The organism is Sorangium sp. So ce426 (assembly GCF_051475585.1).
Lineage (GTDB): Bacteria > Myxococcota_A > Polyangia > Polyangiales > Polyangiaceae > Sorangium > Sorangium cellulosum_B.
Genome location: NZ_CP150341.1, coordinates 969,063 through 988,676, shown reverse-complemented (window position 1 = coordinate 988,676; position 19,614 = coordinate 969,063). Strand labels below are relative to the sequence as shown.

Annotated in this window: 16 protein-coding genes; 2 read left to right on the top strand and 14 right to left on the bottom strand. The window is 71.3% G+C overall.

Features of this window, described 5'->3' with window-relative positions:
- Positions 1 to 185: 185 nt before the first annotated feature.
- The 6 genes from WMF44_RS03700 to WMF44_RS03675 all read right to left on the bottom strand — a co-directional run bounded on the left by WMF44_RS03700 (position 186) and on the right by WMF44_RS03675 (position 5,328).
- Positions 186 to 1,520, bottom strand: coding sequence for a tolB protein (locus WMF44_RS03700; protein ID WP_437297734.1), 1,335 nt, complete (start codon positions 1,518 to 1,520; stop codon positions 186 to 188).
- Positions 1,511 to 2,371: a TonB C-terminal domain-containing protein gene (locus WMF44_RS03695; protein ID WP_437297733.1), complete on the bottom strand. Its 861-nt coding sequence runs from the start codon at positions 2,369 to 2,371 to the stop codon at positions 1,511 to 1,513. Before WMF44_RS03695 ends, WMF44_RS03700 begins: the two co-directional genes overlap by 10 nt.
- Positions 2,368 to 2,871: a biopolymer transporter ExbD gene (locus WMF44_RS03690; RefSeq protein ID WP_437297732.1), complete on the bottom strand. Its 504-nt coding sequence runs from the start codon at positions 2,869 to 2,871 to the stop codon at positions 2,368 to 2,370. Before WMF44_RS03690 ends, WMF44_RS03695 begins: the two co-directional genes overlap by 4 nt.
- A gap of 14 nt (positions 2,872 to 2,885) precedes the next feature.
- Positions 2,886 to 3,626 (bottom strand): MotA/TolQ/ExbB proton channel family protein, encoded by a 741-nt coding sequence (locus tag WMF44_RS03685; RefSeq protein ID WP_437297731.1) that lies wholly within the window; start codon positions 3,624 to 3,626, stop codon positions 2,886 to 2,888.
- Between the two features lie 150 nt (positions 3,627 to 3,776).
- Positions 3,777 to 4,325, bottom strand: coding sequence for an OmpA family protein (locus WMF44_RS03680; protein WP_437297730.1), 549 nt, complete (start codon positions 4,323 to 4,325; stop codon positions 3,777 to 3,779).
- A 187-nt stretch (positions 4,326 to 4,512) separates the two neighbouring features.
- A complete protein-coding gene (locus tag WMF44_RS03675) occupies positions 4,513 to 5,328 on the bottom strand; it encodes a hypothetical protein (RefSeq protein WP_437297729.1) in 816 nt (271 codons plus the stop codon).
- A 625-nt stretch (positions 5,329 to 5,953) separates the two neighbouring features.
- Between WMF44_RS03675 and WMF44_RS03670 the strand changes: the two genes are divergently transcribed.
- Entirely contained in the window at positions 5,954 to 6,388 is a 435-nt protein-coding gene (locus WMF44_RS03670; protein WP_437297728.1) for a DUF6918 family protein, read from the top strand.
- 102 nt (positions 6,389 to 6,490) lie between these two features.
- Here WMF44_RS03670 and WMF44_RS03665 read toward each other — a convergent pair whose 3' ends face one another.
- The 3 genes from WMF44_RS03665 to WMF44_RS03655 form a co-directional block, all read right to left on the bottom strand.
- Entirely contained in the window at positions 6,491 to 7,807 is a 1,317-nt protein-coding gene (locus tag WMF44_RS03665; RefSeq protein WP_437297727.1) for a hypothetical protein, read from the bottom strand.
- Between the two features lie 10 nt (positions 7,808 to 7,817).
- Positions 7,818 to 9,905, bottom strand: a complete 2,088-nt coding sequence (gene fusA, locus WMF44_RS03660; RefSeq protein ID WP_437297726.1) for an elongation factor G — start codon at positions 9,903 to 9,905, stop codon at positions 7,818 to 7,820.
- Between the two features lie 176 nt (positions 9,906 to 10,081).
- Positions 10,082 to 10,549: a Tudor-knot domain-containing protein gene (locus WMF44_RS03655; RefSeq protein WP_437297725.1), complete on the bottom strand. Its 468-nt coding sequence runs from the start codon at positions 10,547 to 10,549 to the stop codon at positions 10,082 to 10,084.
- Positions 10,550 to 10,789: 240 nt separating this feature from the next.
- Here WMF44_RS03655 and WMF44_RS03650 point away from each other — a divergent pair, with 240 nt between their 5' ends.
- Complete coding sequence (locus WMF44_RS03650) at positions 10,790 to 11,290, top strand: YchJ family protein (RefSeq protein ID WP_437297724.1); 501 nt, start codon at positions 10,790 to 10,792, stop codon at positions 11,288 to 11,290.
- Positions 11,291 to 11,334: 44 nt separating this feature from the next.
- Here WMF44_RS03650 and WMF44_RS03645 read toward each other — a convergent pair whose 3' ends face one another.
- The 5 genes from WMF44_RS03645 to WMF44_RS03625 form a co-directional block, all read right to left on the bottom strand.
- The gene (locus WMF44_RS03645) at positions 11,335 to 12,576 is read right to left on the bottom strand and encodes a patatin-like phospholipase family protein (protein ID WP_437297723.1); all 1,242 of its coding nucleotides are present in this window, start codon (positions 12,574 to 12,576) and stop codon (positions 11,335 to 11,337) included.
- On the bottom strand, positions 12,573 to 13,448 hold the full coding sequence (locus tag WMF44_RS03640) for a CPBP family intramembrane glutamic endopeptidase (protein WP_437297722.1): 876 nt from the start codon (positions 13,446 to 13,448) through the stop codon (positions 12,573 to 12,575). Before WMF44_RS03640 ends, WMF44_RS03645 begins: the two co-directional genes overlap by 4 nt.
- 83 nt (positions 13,449 to 13,531) lie before the next feature.
- On the bottom strand, positions 13,532 to 15,208 hold the full coding sequence (locus tag WMF44_RS03635) for an L-aspartate oxidase (RefSeq protein ID WP_437297721.1): 1,677 nt from the start codon (positions 15,206 to 15,208) through the stop codon (positions 13,532 to 13,534).
- Between the two features lie 1,202 nt (positions 15,209 to 16,410).
- The gene (locus WMF44_RS03630) at positions 16,411 to 17,016 is read right to left on the bottom strand and encodes a PP2C family protein-serine/threonine phosphatase (RefSeq protein ID WP_437297720.1); all 606 of its coding nucleotides are present in this window, start codon (positions 17,014 to 17,016) and stop codon (positions 16,411 to 16,413) included.
- A 1,025-nt stretch (positions 17,017 to 18,041) separates the two neighbouring features.
- The gene (locus WMF44_RS03625) at positions 18,042 to 19,601 is read right to left on the bottom strand and encodes a PGRS family protein (protein ID WP_437297719.1); all 1,560 of its coding nucleotides are present in this window, start codon (positions 19,599 to 19,601) and stop codon (positions 18,042 to 18,044) included.
- Positions 19,602 to 19,614: the final 13 nt, after the last annotated feature.

Here is a 19,614-nt window from a genome sequence, read left to right as displayed (position 1 = left end):
CCAGCGGTCTCCCTTCACCTTCGCTCGCAGCAGCGGCGCGGGAGGGCGCGCACGAACTACCCACGTCAGACGTGCCGGGACGTAAAAAGTTGTCGGAGAGAGAACGCCTGGCTCAGCCACGACGTGGGCGGCCCTCGATCGGACACACGCCGGATGTCCGGGCCGTGCCCCGCGGCTCGCCCGCGTCAGTTCTTCGCTTCGACGGCCTTGCCGGGCGGAAGAGGATCCCAGCGCAGCGAGTCCCCGAGGAGGTTCGAGATGCGCTTCGGGCGCTGCCCGTCGACGCGCATGACGTAGAGCCCTGGCCCCTCGCCGGAGGTGCGCGTGGAGAAGAACGCCACGAGCCGCCCGTCGGGGCTGCAGGCCGGGTACCCGTTCCTGCCCTGATTCTGGGTCAACCGCACGAGGCCGCCGCCCGTCTCCCCCGAGGCGACGAGGTCGGTGTTCTTTCCAACGCCGACGGCATAGACGGCCTTCACGCCGTCGGGGTGGTTGCAGAACGTGGGCGCCGAGGCGAAGAGCCCGTCCGGAGAGATCGCCTTACCGCCGACGTAGATGCGCTGTCCGTACCTGCCCTCGCCGGAGAAGGCGAGCTTGCCGGTCGGCGTGAACACCGGGTGGAGCGCCATCCCCACCTCGGACGCCGGCTTGATGCTCTGGAGATCGGGCCCGGAGAACAGCTTGATCGTCGACCCCACCCCGATGCTGAGGGCGACCTGGGCGCGATCCTTCGAGAACGCGATCCCGTAGACCGAGCCCTTCACGGGCAGCGCGAGCGGGCCGCCGGCGGGCGTGAAGACCTTGTACTCGTCGCCCTTCACGCTCGCCGCGTAGTGGAGCTGCTCGTTCTTCCCGAATGCAGGGGCGATGGCGGTCTGGTCGGGCGGCGAGACGGCCCTGGCGTCGTGGCCGTCGGCGTCGATCGTGAAGACACGCCGCAGCGAGCCCGAGCCCGAGGCGAACGTCATGTGGCTGGCGAAGCCGCCGTTCTGGCCGGTGAGCGCGCCGATCAGCTGGTCGGCCACCCGGTGCGACTCGAAGCGCACGTCGCGGAGGGGCACGATGAACTTCTTGTCGAACACCGGGGCCTGCCCGCGGTTCACCAGGAACGCCTGGCCGACGAGCTCGACCTTGTCAGCGGCGACCTTCTTGCCGCGCACGCTCACGACCGCCTCGACCCCTTTCGCGGACCACGCCTTCACGTCCACCGGGCTGTCGGAGAGGTACAGGCCGTCGGGCGCGGCGCTGTCGGGCAGCACCTCGAACTCGCCGCACAGCTCGAGGTCGCGCCGGACCACGCTGTGGATCGTCACGTCCTCGGGGTCCGAGACGAGCGACGGCAGGACGCCGATCTTCGGGAGCGGGCGCGTCGCGCCGGCCACGACCGTGATGTGGCCGAGCAGCTCGTCCGGGTTGGGCGGCGCCGCCGGGGAGGCCGGCGCCTGCGCAGGAACAGGGGGAGCAGCGAGCGCGGCGGCGGCGAGCGCCAGGGCGCCGAGGGCAAATCGAGCTAGTCGCATGTGGTCTCTCTACAGACGAACGTGACGCTGACCTGCTTCTGCCCGAGGTTGGGATAATTCTCGGGCGGCGGCGGCAGCGCCTGCCCCTTCGCCGCCTCGAGGGTCGCCTGCGCGGCCGCGTCGAAGGCGGGATTCCCGCTCGGCGTCAGCGTGTAGCTCACCATCTGCCCGTCGGACAGGACGATGACCGCGCGCGGCTTGTGCTTCGTGAGCTCCTCCGGCGGGAGCCCCGAGCCGTTCACGCGGAACCTGCTCGAGAACCACCCCGCGATGCGGGCCAGGTACAGATCCACCGCGCGCGCCTTGAGGGGATCGGTCTCGGTCCCCTCCTTCACGCCGTCCTCGTGGCCCTCCTGGTCGACGTTGGCGGCCGGGGCGGCGTCGGTCTTCGGATCGAGCTCGGTGTCGACCTGCTTCGCGATCTCGGCGTCGGGCGGCGGCGGCGCGGTGCCCGCGTCGGCGATCTTGACCTCCTTGGGCGGGATGTCCGCCTCGGTCTTGCCCGCGCTCGGCGACACGAACGCCTTCTGCTCGACGCGCGGCTTGGGCGCCTGGCGCACCCACCGGTCGGGCAGCTTCATCTTGTCGCGCTTGCCGCCCAGCTTGAGCAGCGGCGTGTCCATGTCGAGCACCGGCACGACCTTCACCGGGACGCTCGGCCCCTTGTCGATCTCGGGCGCCGCCGCGGGCACGGTGAGGTCGGCCAGGCTGACCGCGACGGCGGCCCCCGCCTGCACGGCCATCGCCACCGCGACGGCGAGCGCGATGTCCCGCGGGCGGAAGTCGCTCGCCGGCCGGCGCTGCCCCGGCGGCGTCCTCGGTCCGGGCGCGCGCGCCGCAGCCGTGCTCACGGCGCCGCACCTCCGGGCCGCGGCGCGGCTCCCCCGGGTCGCGGCGCCGTTCCCCCGGGCGGCGGCGGCGCGCCCTCCGGCTCGATCTCCGGCTGGACGAGGAGGTTCAGCCCCTCGACCCCGGCGGCCCGGGCGGCGGCGACGACGCGCGCCACGGCGCCGTAGCGGGCGTCCTTGTCGGCGCGGATGTAGAGCTCCTTCTCTTTCTGGACGCGCCCGTTCGAGGCGAGCACGCCCTCGATGTCGGCGGTCGCGTCGTCCTCGCCGAAGAGGATCTTCTCTTCCTTCGTGACGGTCACGACGAGCTTCGTGTCCTTCGTCGGCGCCTCCTCGGCGGAGACGTTGGGCAGCTCGACCCGGAGCCCGGCCGTGAGCAGCGGGGCCGTGACCATGAACACAACGAGGAGCACGAGCATCACGTCCACGAGCGGCGTGACGTTGATGTCGCTGAAACCGCCGCCGCCGCGCCGCCTGCGCCCTCCACCGACCGACATGCCCATGATCGGCCCGCCCCTCAGCCCTTCGGCATCACCGGCGTGGGCCGGTCGCTCGACCGCTGGAGCGCCAGCGGGATGGACTCCTGCATCCCCCGCGCGGAGAGCGACGCGATCTCCACCCAGCCCTCGCTCGCGGCCTCGAGCGCGGCGAGCAGGTCGTCGACGCGCTTGTTGATCCCGTTGTACGCGATGACCGCCGGGATCGCGGCGAACAGCCCGATCGCGGTCGCGATGAGCGCCTCGCCGATGGCCGGGGCGACGACGGGCAGCGACGCGCTCTTCTGCTGACCGATGCGGAGGAACGCGTCCATGATCCCGTAGACCGTGCCGAACAGGCCGATGAACGGCGACGCCGCCGCGATCGACGAGAGCGTCGGCATGAGCGCGCTCGCCCGCTGCGTCTCGGTCACGATCGCCCGCTTCGCGATCGAGTCGAGGAGCCGGCTCGTCCCGACGCGGCGGCTGAGCTCCATCACGACGCGGGCGCCGGGCGCGTCCGCGTGCCGCTGCGCGAGCGCGAACAGCTGATCGGGCGAGTGGGCGTGCGCCGACTCTTGCTCGAACCGCGCCTGCAGAGAGGCGAGCCGCGCGAGCTGGAGGACCTTGAGGACGGCGATCACCCAGACGAGGATGGCCGCGAAGATCAGCAGCCACACGACCAGGAAGACGGGACCGGAGGCGTGGAGGACCAAGGAGACGGGATCGAGCTTGATCGGGACCGTCATCGCCGGGTCAGGGGCGCTTTGCAGGAAGGCCATTTCGATCTCTTCGGGTCAGGGAGTCGGCTCGTCAGGGTTCCGCGCGCGCGGCCCCGTTCAGTGGAGTTTGCGGCCGCGGCCCCCTCTCTCGCCTGGAAGCGCGGCCGTGGCCCTCTTCAAGTTCGCCCGGCGCCGCACGCGGCGCGGCGCTCAGTCCGCGAGCAGGATGTCGACCTTCCGGTCGCGCGCCCAGCCCTCTTCGTCCGTGCCGGTCGCCTCGAACTCGCCCTTCGACGAGGTCGCGATGCGGCCCTGCTCGAGGCCCTTCTTGCCGAGGTACTCCGCGACGCTGCCGGCGCGCTTCTGGCCGAGGCCCAGGTTGTACTCCGTCTCCCCGCGGGGGTCGGCGTGGCCGATGAGCTTCATCCCCTTGCCCTTGAGCGGACCCGAGACGAAGCAGCGCGCGAGCGCGTCGAGCGCGCCCGCCGCCTCGCCCTCGATCGACGTCGAGTCGAACGCGAAGCGGGCGGTCGGTAGATCGCCGCAGGCCTTGAGGATCTTGTCGTCGATGCGGATCGAGCCGCTCGTCGGCTTCTCGGTGTCCTGCTTCGGGGCAGGCGGGGCGGCGGTCTTCGCCACCGGAGGGGGCGCGACGTCGCTGGCGACATTCGCCGGCGGCTGCGGATCGGAGCCGCAGCCGGCCGCGAAGGCGGCAAGGGGCGCCGAGACCACGAGGATCAACGCAGGCAGTTTTGTCATGGGCATGCCGTTACCACGCCGGGAGGCGCGTTGCAGCATTTTGAGCGCCCGCCGGCGAGCCGGCGCGCCCGGATGACAGGCATTCCGTTAATAGTGCCGCGATGAATCGCTCGATCCCGGCGCGGGAATATTTTGGGCACCAACGGGTTGGCCCGCCCCGCGCCGAGCGCGCGCCCTCCGGCGCGGGCTATTCCTCGCTGGTGTCGGCCTGGCGCCGCGTCTCCGCAGCGGCGGGCGCCGGAGGATCGGCGACGGCTGCAGCCATCGCGTCGGTGAGCGACATCGGCGCCTGAGGCCGCGATACCTCCTCGGACGCGAGCGGAGGCGGCGGCTGACGCTCAGGCCGGGCGCGGGCCCCCGAAGCGGCGGGCGGGCGCACCCCCGCCCCGGAGGCCTCGCGCGCGCCCGCCTCCGGCGCGGCGCGCGGCCGCGGCGCCGTGGCGGGCTCGGCGGCGCCGGCCTCATCCTCGTCGGTTGCTTGCGCGCGCGCGTCGAGCCCGCGCAGCGCCGTCCTCCGGGGGCCGGGCGCCTCGACCGGCACGCGCACCTCGCGCGCGATCTCCCCGGCCCGGGACACGCCGCGCTGCGCTGCAGGCGGCACGTCATCCCGCGGCGCGCGCGACATCCGGCCGACGACCAGCGTGAGCCCGACAGCGATCACCAGGGCGCCGGCCACGGTCGCCGCCGCGAGGATGCGCACGCGGGCTCGTGATCGCGCCCGCGAGGGCACCGCGACGGGCACGAGCGCGTCGTGGACGCGCATCACGTCGCTCACGCTCGGCGCATCGACCACGACCGGCGCCGTGCCCGCGAGCGCGCTCGAGGCGGTCGCCGCGGTCGACTCCGCGCCCCCGATCGCCTGTGGCGTCGTCAGGCCCACCGCCGCCGGAGCGACAGGGCCGCTGCCCGGCGCGACCGAGCCCGCCGCCGACGCGCTCGACGTCGTCGTCGCGGCGGGAAGCGTCGCGATGAACGACTTCAGCGCGAGCGACCGGAGATCCATGATCGTCGGGTCATCGTCGCTCCGTGGCACCGAGGGCGCGCTCGATCGCCGGAGCGGCGGCGGAGGCCGGCTCGATCGCCGGCCGGCGCCTCCCGCCGGGGGCGCTGCCGCACCCCTCCCGTGCGCACGGAGCATCGCACCGCCGCAGACGCTGCACTCGAGCGCAGCCCCGCCGCGCGCGTCGCTCGACACCGTGGTGACGATTCCGCAGATTTCGCAGGTAACGTCCATGAGCCCCCCGCAGGCCTCGCGACACGACAGCGGCGAGCGCCCGCCACGCCAAACTGTGATTCAAATTACATCTTGAGTATGGCGCGCGAGCGGCGGCCATGCATGCGGTCTCCGCGCGGCATTTCAGAGAATCGAGCGCGTGACGGCGCTGCAATGCCATCCCGGACGGTCGACATCGGACGAGAGCCGTCCTGGACCGAAGGTTTCCCGGGTGGGCGCTTGCGATGCCGGCCTTCGGGCCGCTGTGGTAAGAGCCGCGCTTCGATGTGGTCGGGAGCGGACCACCGGTCTGCTCGACGTGGTCGCGGCTCCCTGCCGGGGGTCACGCGGGGGTCACGCTGACATGGGTCTGGGGGCCGCGACCGGCCTCCGAAGCGCCCGGAGGAGTTCGAGAATGGGTCTCAGCGAAACGCTGCTCGATGCGAACAAGAAATCCAAGGTCGTCGCCGACTGTTGCACGCTGGTCGACGAGGAGGTGGCTTCGAAGAGCGGACTCTCCGGCCTGGCGGTCAAGGCCGGCTACGCGGCCGTGAAGGGTATCAAGCCCGGCTTCATCCAGCAGGTGGTCGAGAAGCTCCTGCCCGAGTTCGCCAAGAAGCTCGACCCCATCTGGACCGAGGCCGCGAGCAGCGGCAACCCGAGCTCCTTCTTCACGTCGAACCGCTCGCGGATCGCCGACGCGCTCCTCAGCATCACCGACGAGAAGGCGAAGTCGTCGTCGAGCGGCGTGGTGCGCGGCACCTACGAGAAGCTGCGCGGCTCGGCGAAGAAGAACGTCGAGGAGGCCGTTCCGCGCCTCGCCCAGCTCATCCAGAAGCACACGGCCTGAGCGGCTCGGCGCGGCAGGCCCGCTCGCGCCGGCCTGCTGCGCGCCGCAGCGAGGCGCCCCCGCGGCCGCGTGCGCGGCGGAGGGCGCCCCCGCGATCGGCGCTCAGCCAGGCTCGCCGAAGCTGCGCGCGAAGAGGTCGCGGATCGCGTCGCGGCCGGCGTCGTTGAGATCCTGCGTGCCGATGCCGGCGAAGTTCTCGCAGGTGATGCTCGGCTGCCGCGCCATCTCCCAGGCCGAGCCGCTCCAGCGGAACCAGCCGCGCTTCTCCTGATCGTAGACGAACAGCTGCTTCTTCCAGAGGCGCGCGAGCTCCGCGCCCCAGCCGGTGCCGCCGCGCACGGTGCCGTCCTCCTGGAGCGTCCCCACGACGAAGACCTGGCTGGCCGCGTTGATCTGGTGCCAGATCGTCTGGAGGATGTTGCGCACGAGCGGGATCTCGCTCAGCACGCGGCCGAGGCGCCGCGACACGTAGACGAGGCTGAAGTCGCCCTTGCGCAGCTCGTCGTCCCCCAGCACGACCACGCCGCGCTGGCGCTCGAGGAGCCGGTGGCCCTCGAAGCTGTAGTTCAGCTCCTGCACCCCGTACCGCTCGGCGCACGCGCCGAACTCGGCCTCGGCCCCCTTGGCGCCGCCCGAGTGCACGCGGAAGGTCCGCGGGTCCTTCGGCCGCTCCGAGGGGGGCCGCACGTCCTCGTCGATGACGCGCATCGAGTGGGGATCGAGCCGCAGGTGGAGATCGGCGAGATCCTTGTTGCCGTGGTCCTTCAGCAGCCGCAGGCGAACCACGTCGCGCTCCGGCTGCAGGTAGACGACCACGTTGAGGTGGCGCTCGACCCCCTGGAGCGCGGCAGGCAGCTTGCCGGGAGGGCCCGCCTCGTCGACCTGGGCCGCGACCCAGACCTCGGCGGAGCGCTCCTTCGCGAGCCGCCCGAGCGCCTCCATCGCCTGCTCCGACGCGACCGCCACGTCGAAGCCGTCGACGATGATCACGTCGGGCTCGAAGTGGGCGACGCCGCGCGCGAACGCCACCGTCTCGAGCATCTTCTCGACCCACAGGCGCGCCGCCTCTTCGGGCGCGTCGGCCGACGCCTTCACGTGGCCGAGGTGCGAGTAGATCTGCCGGTGCCGCTCGACCTCGAGCCGGACGGCCTCCGGCTCCTCGAGCCGCATCGACTGCGCGAGATCGTGGAAGATCTCGTCGTAGTACGCGCGGACGTGATCGACCGCGTTCTCGTGCGAGATGTGGAGGACCCGGCGATCCCGCAGCAGATCGTCGAGCGCGATCTGCACGAGCAACGCCGTCTTGCCCACGCCGGGCCGGGAGACGATGACGCCGACGTTGCCGCGACCCAGCCCGCCGTGCATCGACCCCTCGAAGACCCGCATGGGGCTCCGCTCGTTTACCTCTTTGCGGTACATGCCGACCCCCTCACTTGGCCTTCTTCGCCTGCTCTTCCCGGTATTTCTTGATGAGCTCCTCACCAAGCGCCGCCGGAAGAGGAGCATAGCGCGAGAACTCCATCGTGAACTCGGCTTTGCCCTGGGTCGCGGAGCGGAGGACGGTCGAGAAGCCGAACATGTCGGAGAGCGGCACCTCCGCCTCGACGCGGCAGAAGCCGTCTGCCTCGGTCGAACCGACGATGATGCCGCGCCGCTGCATGAGGATGCCGACGATGCCGCCCTGGTACTCGCTCGGCCCCTCGCAGGCGACCTTCATCAGCGGCTCCAGGATCTGCGGGCCGGCCTTGGGGTACGTCTCGCGCCAGGCGCCGCGCGCGGCCTCCTGGAAGGCGATGTCGGACGAGTCGACCGCGTGGGCCGCGCCGTCGTTCAGCGTGACCGACACGCCCGTGACGGGCGCGCCGATGAGCTGCCCCTTGGCGAGCATCGACACGAAGCCCTTCTCGACCGCCGGGATGAACTCGCGCGGGATCGCGCCGCCGACGACCTGATCGTCGAACCGGAACGGCGCCTCCGTCCACGGCTCGATGAAGCCGCCGACCTTGCCGTACTGACCGGAGCCGCCGGTCTGCTTCTTGTGCGTGTAGTTGAAGTCGACGCGGCGCGTGATCGTCTCGCGGTACGCGACGCGCGGCGGGCTCGTGACCACCTCGGCCGCGTACTCGCGCTTCATGCGCTCGATGTAGACGTCCAGGTGGAGCTCGCCCATGCCCTGGATGATCGTCTCGCCGCTCTCCGGATCCGCCCCGACGCGGAAGGTCGGGTCTTCCTTGGTGAAGCGGCGCAGCGCCTTCGACATGTTCGCCTGGGCCTTGTTGTCCTTGGGCGTCACCGTCAGCGAGATGACGGGATCGGGCACGTGCATCGACGTCATCGCGACGCTCAGGGTCCCGTCCGTGAAGGTGTCGCCGGAGTTGCAGTCGATGCCGAACATCGCGACGATGTCGCCCGCGCCCGCGGAGTCGATGTCCTCCATCTCGTCCGCGTGCATGCGGACGAGCCGGCCGACCTTGTGGCGCTTGCCCGTGCGGGTGTTCGTGATCTCGCCCCCGCGGGTGAGGTTGCCCTGGTAGACCCGCAGGTACGTGAGCTGGCCGAAGCGCCCGTCCTCGAGCTTGAACGCGAGCATCACGAGCGGCTTGTCCGAGTCGCTCGACAGCACGACCTCGGCCTCGTCCTTGTCGAGATCCACGGCCTTGTTCGTGATGTCGGCGGGCGTCGGCAGGTAGCGGGTCACGCCGTCGAGCAGGACCTGCACCGCCTTGTTCTTGTAGGCCGACCCCATCATCACCGGGACGATCTGGAGCTTCACGGTCGCCTCGCGGATCGCCTTCTGGAGGAGCTCCTCGGTGACGCGCTCCTCGAGGATCGCCTCCGTGAGCTCGTCGGAGTACATCGAGAGCGCGTCGAGCATCTCCTCGCGCGCCGCCTTCGCCTCGTCGGCCATGTCGGCCGGGATGTCGCCGACGACGATCTTCTCGCCGTTCGCCCCCTCGAACCGGTAGGACTTCATCGCGATGAGGTCGACGACCCCCTCGAACTTGTCCTCGAGCCCGATCGGCAGCTGCAGCAGGACCGGGTTCAGGTTGAGCTTCTCGCGCAGCTGCGCGCGGACCCGCAGCGGGTTCGCGCCGGCGCGGTCGCACTTGTTCACGAACGCGATGCGCGGGACGCCGTAGCGGCGCATCTGGCGGTCGACCGTGAGCGACTGGCTCTGCACGCCGGCGACGGCGCAGAGGACCAGGATCGCGCCGTCGAGCACGCGCATCGCGCGCTCGACCTCGATCGTGAAGTCCACGTGGCCGGGCGTGTCGATCACGTTGATCTGGTGCCCGTTCCAGAAGCAGTGCGTGGCCGCGGACTGGATGGTGATCCCGCGCTCGCGCTCGAGATCCATCGAGTCCATCTTCGCGCCGACGCCGTCCTTGCCCTTGACGTCGTGGATGGCGTGGATCCGCTTGGTGTAAAAGAGGATGCGCTCGGTCAGCGTTGTCTTGCCCGAATCGATGTGGGCGCTGATCCCGATGTTGCGCAGCTTGGACAGTTCGCTGATCACAGAAGGCTCCCCGCCGCGCACCCGTGAGGGCGTGCCCGTGGAGGGCGTGCGGCACGCATCGAACGTCAGCCAGGCGGCGCACTCTTGCGATCGCCCAGTCAGAAATTCGGCGCGGCTCTTAATTCGGCCCCATGGCCAGCGCCAGGGGGAAAATGATCGCGCGTGAATATTTCACGCTACTTGGCTTGAATCCTGGAAAGCCCGACCGTCTCGTCCCACTCGGATCCGTAGCCGTCGTAGTGGATGCGGTAGCGCTCCTGCCCCACGATGCCGGTGACGACCGCCGGGTACATCTGCCCGTGCCACTCGACGCGGACCCTGTCGCCGATCTTGTAGACGTTCGTCTGCGACGCCTGCAGCCCCTTGCTCCGGACCTTCGGCGGCGGCGGCGGGTGGACGACGTTGCCCTCGACGAGGCCGCGGATCCGGTCACGAGGTACAACTTCGTCCCAGATGTCGTCGTACCCCTGGTAGTGGATCTTGAACTTCGTCGGGCCCAGGACCTCGATGACCTCGGCCGGGTAGACGTTCCCTTCCCACGTCACGAGGACGTGATCGCCGATGGCGTATTGGCGCTTGCAGCCCCCCAGAACCAGGGCGAGGGCCAGGAGGAGGGCCGCGGCGTGAGCGCGCGCTGCGGGCATACTTCCCGCCCGCCTTACCGTCCTCGCCGGCGCCCCGCAAGAGGCTTCGCTCAGGGACGCGCGCGGGTCGGCGCTGGACGGCGCGACGGCGCCGGGCCACGCCGTGCCGGGTCGTCCTGCGGCAGGCCGCGCCATGCCGCGGTGAGCCGTCCTGTCGCGCGCCCCGCCACGCCCGCCGCGCCCCATCTCGACGCCTCCCAGGGCGCTGCACCGGGGCACGAACCCGTGTAGAGAACGCCCATGACCCGAGATGTTCGTCCTGGTACGGGGACCCTCTCCCGCCCGTGCCCGTGCGGCTCGGGGCGCTCGTACCGCGAGTGCTGCGCCCCCTGCCATCTGGGCGATCGCGAGGCGCCCGACGCCGTGGCGCTGATGCGCTCGCGGTACGCCGCGTTCGCGGTCGGAGACACGGCCTACCTCTGGCGGACGCTGCACATGGGCCACATCGACCGCGGGCGCGACAGGGACCAGGTGCTCCGCGAGCTGAAGGTGACGATCCACCACCACCGGTACCGGGGCCTCCAGATCCTCGACAGCCTGCAGAGCGGCGACTCCGCGTCGGTGCTGTTCCTCGCCAAGATCTTCGAGGCGGGCGTCGATCGATCGTTCGTCGAGCTGTCCGATTTCCTCCACGACGGCGAGGGCTGGCGCTACCTGCACGGCGTCGCCATCCCGCGCGCCCGCATCAGCGTCCCGCCCGACGAGCTGACGATCGCCCGGTTCTCCTCCCTCGCCAGCTGACCGGCCCTCGCCGGCCGAGCGGGCGCTCGGGCGACCGATGCGCCTCAGCCGGCCGACGGGCCCGACGCGCGGGCCTCGTGCCAGCCCATCGCCTCGACCACGGCGCGGTTCTTGTCCATCCACACCGCGATGCGCTCGCGCGTCGTCCGGTAGGCGTATTCGAGGATGGCGCGCCGCGCGCGCAGGTTGGCGGGGTTGTGGAGGAACAGCAGCGCGTCGTTCCGCGCGGGCTCGAGCACGAGGACCTGCATCTTGCCCTCGGCGAGCGCGCGCCCCACCGCCTGGTGGAGCCGCGCGTGCGCGCCGATCCGCATCGCCTGGTTGAAGATCCAGAGCATGCCCTTGTCGCGCACGCTCTCGCGCACCCCGTGCCCTGTCGGGACGGGGCGGTGCGCGGTGGAGACGGGCACGAGCGGGCTCACGACGATCGTGAGCTCCACGCCGGCGGCCTGCGCGAGATCGAGGTGCGCCACGTGGCCCAGCCCGCCGTCGAGGTAGTGGCGGTGCTCGACGCGCACCGGCGAGAAGAACAGCGGGAGCGCGAGCGACGCCGCGCAGGCGAGCGACACCGGGACGTGGTCGAACCCCTCGGCGCCGAAGACCACGCGCTCGCCCGAGTCGAGGTCGTGCGCCGGGATGCGCAGCGTCCGCGGCATCGCGCGGAACGAGTTCGGGATGCCGCGCCGCAGGAAGAACTCGCCGAGGAACCGCTCGTAGCGATCGAGCTGGAAGAGCCCCGCGGGGAGCGAGTCGTTGAAGCGATCGAGCTGCTCGAACAGGTACTGCTGCGCCGGCGCGTTCGGGGTCGCGTCGCCCCGGGTCGTGAGCCGGACGATCGCGTGGCGGAGCGCGACCATGCTGGTGCTGAGCGCGCGCCGCCACTCGCCGACGTCGAGGTGGAGGAGGTGGCTGCGCTCCAGCGGGAAGAAGTTGTCGACCGGATCGAGCAGGGCGCGGTAGAGCCGCTCGATCGGGATGCCTCCCGCCAGGGCCGCGGCGACCGCGGCGCCGCTGCCGTGCCCGAGGTAGAGCGAGAAGCTCTGGTTGTCGATCCCCTCGACGCCATCCTCGAGCGCCGCGAGCGCGCCGATCTGGTAGAGCGCGCCCGTCAGGCCGCCCCCTGGCAAGCAGAGGCTGACGCGCGCCCGCTTCGCCCCGGCGCGCGGGGCGGCGCGGCCCTCGCCGCCCGCGTCCACGGTCCCGGAGGAGCGGCCCTCGCCGTCCCCCGCTGCGATCTGCGCGGATCGGCTCCCGCCGCCGCCTTGGCTCCCGAACGCCGGCATCATGAGAGGTCCTTTTCCCTCGCGCGGGCCGCCCCCTCGGCGCGACGGCCGAGGACGCAGGCGAGCGCGGTCAACACGAGCGCGGAGGCGGAGCTCGCCGCCACGAGCCACGCCGGGCTCGCCGCGGCGTCGGGCAGCGCGGCGCCGGCGGCCGAGGGCGCGCCGTCGGCCGCCCCCGCGCCCGCCGCGGAGAGGAGCGCGAAGCACTGGATGGCGTTGTAGGTGCCGTGGAGGAGGATGGACGGCAAGAGCGACCCGCTCGCGACGCGGAGCACGCCGAGGGCCGCGCCGAAGATCCCGATCGGCAGGAACTTCTGCCACCCGACGTGGGCCACCGCGAAGAGCGCGGCCGTGATCGCGATCACGAGCGGCGCGCGGTGCGTCCAGCGCAGCGGGCGGGCGAGCGCTCCCCGGAAGAAGACCTCCTCCAGCGCGGGGCCGAGCACGATGAAGATGAGGCCGAGCGCGGCCCGCTCGGGCGCGCTCGCGTCGACGAAGACCCGGACGAGCTCGGCGTCGTCGATCCCCGACGGCCAGCGCGCCTCGATCGCCGTGTAGAGCGCGGCGATGGGCCCCTCGAGCGCGAAGCCGAGCGCGATCGCGAGCGGATAGAACGCCACGTGCGTCCCGCGCACGCCGAGGAACTGCCGGATCGACGCGCGCGGCGCGTGCACCTGGAGCACGCCGAAGAGCCCGAGCAGGTACGCCGCGGCCTGGCACGCGAAGCTGCCGATGACGTCGAGCTTCGGCGCCGCCCGGAACGAGCCCGCGCCGTCGAGCGCCGGCTCCATCCGGAAGGAGGAGATCAGGCCGAGCAGGAACAGGAACAGCGCGGTGACGCCCACGGTCCAGCCGATGGCCCCGGGGATCGACATCGGTCGCTCCTCGCCGCCTGGCCGGACGAGCGGACCGGGCCCTCCGCCGCTCGGCGGAGGGTCGGGGGTGCCGTGAAGATCGCTCATCGACCTCGCAGATAAGGCACGACGCCCCGCTTCACGACCGTGTCCGTGCCGAGGCGATCGCTCGTCTCCGGGTAGTCGATCGTCGTGTGCAGCCCCCGGCTCTCGTGCCGGGCGGAGGCGCAGCCGACGATGAGCTCGGCCACGGTGGCGATGTTGCGCAGCTCGAGCAGATCCCGGGTGACAAGGTGCTTCCAGTAGTACTCGCGGATCTCCTCCTGGAGCAGGGAGATCCGCCGGGCGGCGCGCCGGAGGCGGGCGTCGGACCGGACGATGCCGACGTAGTTCCACATGGTGCGGCGCAGCTCGTCCCAGTTGTGGGCGACGACGACCTCCTCGTCGCTGGCGACCGCGTTGCCGACCTGCCACTCGGGCACATCGGGGAACGCGCTCTGCCGGAGCTCGGCGATCTGGGTGCCGAGGCGCGCGGCCGCGCGCTGGCCGAAGACGAGCCCCTCGAGCAGCGAGTTCGAGGCGAGCCGGTTCGCGCCGTGGAGCCCGGTGCACGTGCACTCGCCGATCGCCCAGAGCCCGGGGATGGTCGTCCTGCCGTAGAGGTCGGTGGTGATCCCGCCGCACATGTAGTGGGCGGCCGGCACGACGGGGATCGGCTGCGCGGTGATGTCGATGCCGTAGCGGAGGCACTGCGCGTGGATGGTCGGGAAGTGCTCGCGGACGAAGCTCGCGGGCCGGTGGGTGATGTCGAGCAGCACGTAGTCCGAGCCGGTCCGCTTCATCTCGAAGTCGATGGCCCGCGCCACGATGTCGCGCGGCGCGAGGTCCTTGCGCGGATCGTGGCTGGCCATGAAGGCCGTCCCGTCCGGCAGCCGGAGGATGGCGCCCTCGCCGCGCAGCGCCTCGCTCACGAGGAAGCTCTTCGCCTCCGGGTGGAACAGGCACGTCGGGTGGAACTGGTAGAACTCCATGTTCGCGATCTCGGCGCCTGCCCGGTAGGCCATGGCGACGCCGTCGCCCGTCGCGACGTCGGGGTTCGTCGTGTAGAGGTAGACCTTGCCTGCGCCGCCGGTGGCGAGCACGGTCGCCCGCGCGAGGTAGGTCTCGACGACGTGCGGCTTCGAGGCCGGCCGGTGCCGGGGCGCCGGCCGCTCCGAGTCGCGCTGCCGCGGCCCGTTCAGCGCGGCGTCGGTCTCGTCGAGCACGTAGGCGCCGGCGCAGATGTCCGGCCCCCCGAACCGGGAGAGCGGGATGAGGTCGATCGCCGTGTGGTGCTCGGCAAAGCGGATGTTCGGGTTTTGCCGGGCCTGCTCGAGGAGCGCGCGCTCGATCTCGAGGCCGGTGGCGTCGGCGGCGTGCACGATCCGCCGCGCGGAGTGCCCCCCTTCGCGCCCGAGGCGCACCTTGCCGTTCTCGTGATCGAACTGGGCGCCCCGCGCGATGAGCTCGCGCACCCGCTCGGGCCCCTCCCGCGCGCAGATCTCGACGACCACCTCGTGACAGAGGCCCGCCCCCGCCTCGAGCGTGTCGGCGATGTGCGCCTCGGGGGAGTCGTCCGGGGCGAAGACCGCGGCGATGCCGCCCTGGGCGTACTTCGTGTTGGATTCGTCACGCGCGCGCTTGGTGACGATGATCACCTCGCCGTGCTCGGCCGCCTCGAGCGCGAAGGTCAGCCCAGCCACACCGCTACCGATGACGAGGAAATCTGTCGTTATCGCCACGGCCAGGAGGGTAGCAGGAGCGGGGCGCACGGAGGTAGGCCGTGGTGCGCTTCCTGCGTGCGACGGCGCTGCGGCCGGGCGTTCGGGCGGGAGGCCGGCGTGGCCGGGGAGAGCCGAGCGCCGGCGTGAGCCTGCGCGAGGTGTGGGCGCGCGCACGGGCTGATCGCGCTCATGGAGGAGCGCCTCGGCCGTTGTCGACGCGCGCCGGGGCGCACGTCGCGCGCTCGGGGTCACAGCGCAAGCTCATGAGCGCAGTCCATCCATCAGAAGGCGCGACTCACGAGCAGAAGGCGCGACTCGCGAGGCGCAGCGGGGATGCCGGAGATGCGGTGTTCTGGCACAACACGGCAGGTTCCCGGAGAGCACATCAGAGCCGGCGTCCCCCACACCATCGGTGTCGACTCGCTCGACTCGCTCGATCCAGCCCCTTCGTGAAGGGGCCTCTCGCTCAAGGGTCCTCGCCTTTGCGGTGCACCGAGGGAACGAGCATCAGCTTGGGGCGACGCTTGCTTCGCGCTTTGGGACCACCTGCCGGGCGTGGGATCTTCGCCCACAAGAGGCTCTGTGACGCGGGCAGTCTGGGCCCTGACGGCGGCGCAAGCTCCTCCGCCGCCGCTTCGCGAGCTTCCCGCTCTGCGATGCAGTGCACGCAATACTTCTCGGGATCCCAGTCGATGTCCTCGAGACCCAGCCTCCGTACCCACATCCGCTCCCACTCCCCCATCTTGCTCAAGCTGGGGCGCTTACCAGAGGGAGGAGGGTTGTCTCCGCGGGACCTTCGGTGCTTCGGCATGGGGCTCCTTGAATTCGGGCGGCGCCCATTCTGCCGGCAACGAATGAGCTCGCCAAGGGGTTTCTTCGAATCAGGATTGCCGTTTTGTCGAGTTACGTTCAGCCGTCCGAAATTGTCACGAAATCATACAGCCTCTCATTTTTTCTGCAGCGCTCGCCGCGATCAGCGCGATCTGCAGTCCAGCGGGCTCTGCTCGCCGCTCCCGCCCCCTTTCCGGGCAGTCCGCCGCGGCCGCGGGGTTCGCCGCTGCCTCCGCTCGCTCCGGCGCCGGCATGGCTCCCGGGAAGATCGCCGCCCCACCCTTCGCGCCGTCACCTTCGCCCACAAGAAGGCTGCCCACCCCGGCCCGTGCTCGGCCCTCCGGGCCCGCGGGCGCTCCGGCGCTGCTGCGCCGCGCCTCCTGACGAGTTCAACCCACAGACCCCGCAACACGTGCCAGGACGCACATTGCCTGCTCGGGCTCGCCGTTCTCATGAGCGCAGTCCATCAGCAGGCTCGCCGCAAGGCGCAGCTCACGGTGCGCTGCGAGGATGCCGGCGATTCGCTGCTCGGACATCGAGCCCCGGAGGCCCCCCGAGCACGCGAGGAAGATGTCGCCCGGCTCCGTGTCCTCGACCTGGGCCGTCATCTCCACCGCTGCGTCGCAGCCGAGCGCGCGTGTGGCCGCGCTGGCGTGTTGCCCCAGCACGGCTGGGGCATCCGGCGAGGTGGATCCGTCCAGCGCCCCACCGTCGAGCGCCGCATCTTCACGCGTTCGCGCCTCCAGCTTCCCCCCACGGAACCGGTAGATGTGCATATCGCCGGCGTAGGCGATGTACGCCGCCCCGGGCGCGAGCAGCACACCGGCGAAGGTCACCTGCACGCCGCTCGGTCCCGGCCCCGGACGTTCGTCCTCGGAGCGGCCTGTTCGGCGCGGGCTCATCATGAGCCGCACTTCGTCCCGGCACTGCGGCGCGATCATCGCACCAGCACCAAGGTCGTCCACGCTGGCTGCGTCGACAGCGGGATGCACCATCTCGATCGCCGTGCGGGAGACGACCTCTCCGCCAGGCCGGCCCGTGACCAGGAAGAGCCCCAGACAAGGCAATTCCCCGGAGCGCTCCTCGTTGCTCGCACGACGCCTCGACACGAGGGCCTCCGCCCCTGCCTCGATGGCGATCGTTGGACGCACCATCCTCCACCTCGCACGCTCGCCGCAAGGGCGAGCCGAGTCAGCGCGCACCACGCTCGCGGTGCGCCGGTCTCCTGTTCTGTCGCCCAGCGCGCGGCGCCGTCGCCGTGCGCCCTCTCGGCGTGCTCAGGTCGTCAGCGGCTGCTCGCTCGAGCTGGGAGCTCGCGACGGGACCTTTCGCTCAGGCGCTCAAAAATCTTCGCGCACGAGACGCGCCAGTCGAACCATCTTCAGCAGCAGCCGCCTGCAGCGGCCCTTGCTCCGCCTGCTTCGCCGACCCGCCCTCGGCGGAATCTTCTCCCACCCAGGGCCCAGCCGCAGCTTCGGTCGGCTCCCCGACCGTGCGGCAAGCTCCTCCATCACCGCGTCCCAGGCCGCTCGCTTCGCGATGCAGTGCTCGCAGTGCAGCTCGGGGTCCCACTCCACGTCCTCGAGACCCAGCCTGCGTACCCACATCCGCTCCCACTCCCCCATCCCGCTCGGGCTGGGGCGTCTTCCGCAGGGAGGGACGTCGTTTTCACTGGAATTCCGGCGCATCGGCAGGGCGCTCCTTGGATCGAGCGGCGCGCATACTGCCGGCCACGAACGGGCTCGCCAAGCGTTTTCGTCCAGAAATCGATGTCTTTCGATTACTTACGCGCAGCCAGGCCAGGTCGTCACAAAATCGTACGGTCGCCCTCACTTTCTCCACCGCTCGCCGGTGGCAGCAGCCCGGCGGGCGCGGCTGGCCGCCGTACATGTCGCCGGCGGGAGATGCGTTGCCTCCTCGATGGCGCGTCGCGTCGCGCGATCGTCGGGGTCGCCTCCGCCACAACTGCGCGGCGGCAGGCGGCAGCAGCGACGAGACCGCCCGCTACCTCGTCGCTCATTTACGGAAGTTGCTGCTCCGCCGCCGCCGTGCCTTCCGCGCCCGTGTTGGCCGCCATGTTGTTGCTCCCGCCGGGACCTCCGGCGCCCGGCGTGCCGGGTTCGAGCGTGGTCTTCCCTTCCTGCTTCACCGCCTCGCCTCGGTACGCGATCGCGAACGACGGCCCGCCGAGGCCTCCTCCTCCTGGACCGCCGTTGCCTCCCTGACCTCCCTTCCCGCCATCACACGCGTGCTTCGACCCACCAACCCCGATGCCACCAGCACCGCCGAGCCCGCCCGATCCGCCCGGCTGGAGGTCGCCGCCGGCGCCTCCCTTGCCCCCATCGCCCGCCTTCAGCATGCAGTCCTTCAGCGTCACCTTCCCCTCAACGCTCGCCAGCGCGATGCTCGCTCCGCCGGCGCCGCCGCCTTGCCCGGGCAGCCCACCGCAGCCACCAGGGCCGCCGCTGCCTCCGCTCGCTCCAGCTCCCGGCGTGTCCCCCGGGCAGATCGCTGCGCCGCCCTTCGCGCCGCCGCCTCCGCCTCCGCCTTGCCCGGGCCTGCCCGCGCTACCGGCTCCGCCGCTCACGCCCACGTAGCCCGACGAGCTCAACCTGCCGAGGCCGCTCGCGGCAACGCCGGCATCGCCGGGGGAACCGTTGTCGCCGCCCTGGCCGGTGCCACCCGCGGCACAGCTCCAGGCGCCTGTCGCCGGCTCTCCAGAGCCTGCCGCGCCGAGCGCACCAGGCTCTCCGACCTGTCCACTGCCACCGTTGTTCACCCTTCCAGTGCCGCCTTCTCCGCCAATCGACAGCGCGCCGCCGCACGCGTTCTCCACCTGCGCGCCTCCCGGTAGCCTTTCATCGGGCGCTCCTGATGTATCAACATCGCTGCACGCGTTCGTTCCGGCGTTCCCAGGAGGCGCCTGCGCCGGCCTCTCGCTCGGCGCATCCTCTCCCTCCGCGCCATCCGCTCCGTTCCCCGCGATCAACTCGCACCGCGCCAACGCCGCCGTTGCTCCATCGACCAGCACCGCGATCGACGACGCCCCCGGCGCCCGTGCATCCGTCGCGAGCACCGACACGTCCTCGATCCTCACCGCGCCCTCGCCCCGCAGCACCTTCAGCACGATCCCTTCCTCCCCTGGGGCCACGACCGTCTTCGCCGTCTCGCCGATCCAGGTCCACCCGTTCGCGCAATCGAGACCGCCGAACAGCTTGGCTCCCGCTGGCAGCTCGATCGCCTCCGTAAACGTTTCGGCGCACGCGTAGACTCCGCGACCTTGCTCCTCCGCGCGCCGGAGCGCTTCGGCGAGCGTCGCCACCGGCTCCGCCCGGGTACCTGCATTGTCGTCGTTGCCGCTCGAAGCCACGAAGATCCCGCACGTATCCTCTGCGGCGCCCTCGATCTCGCTCGGCACGCACCCGGAAGGCACAGCCTCACTGCCCCTGCCCCGGTACTCCTCGCAGGTGAGCATGAACTCGCAGTCGTCCTCGACGTGATACCAAAGCCCGTCGCAGCCGCCGGGGACCAGCGCAATGGCGGCGGTCGTTCCAAGCAAGGTTCGCCTGAGCGTTCTCATCGTTCTTCCTCCG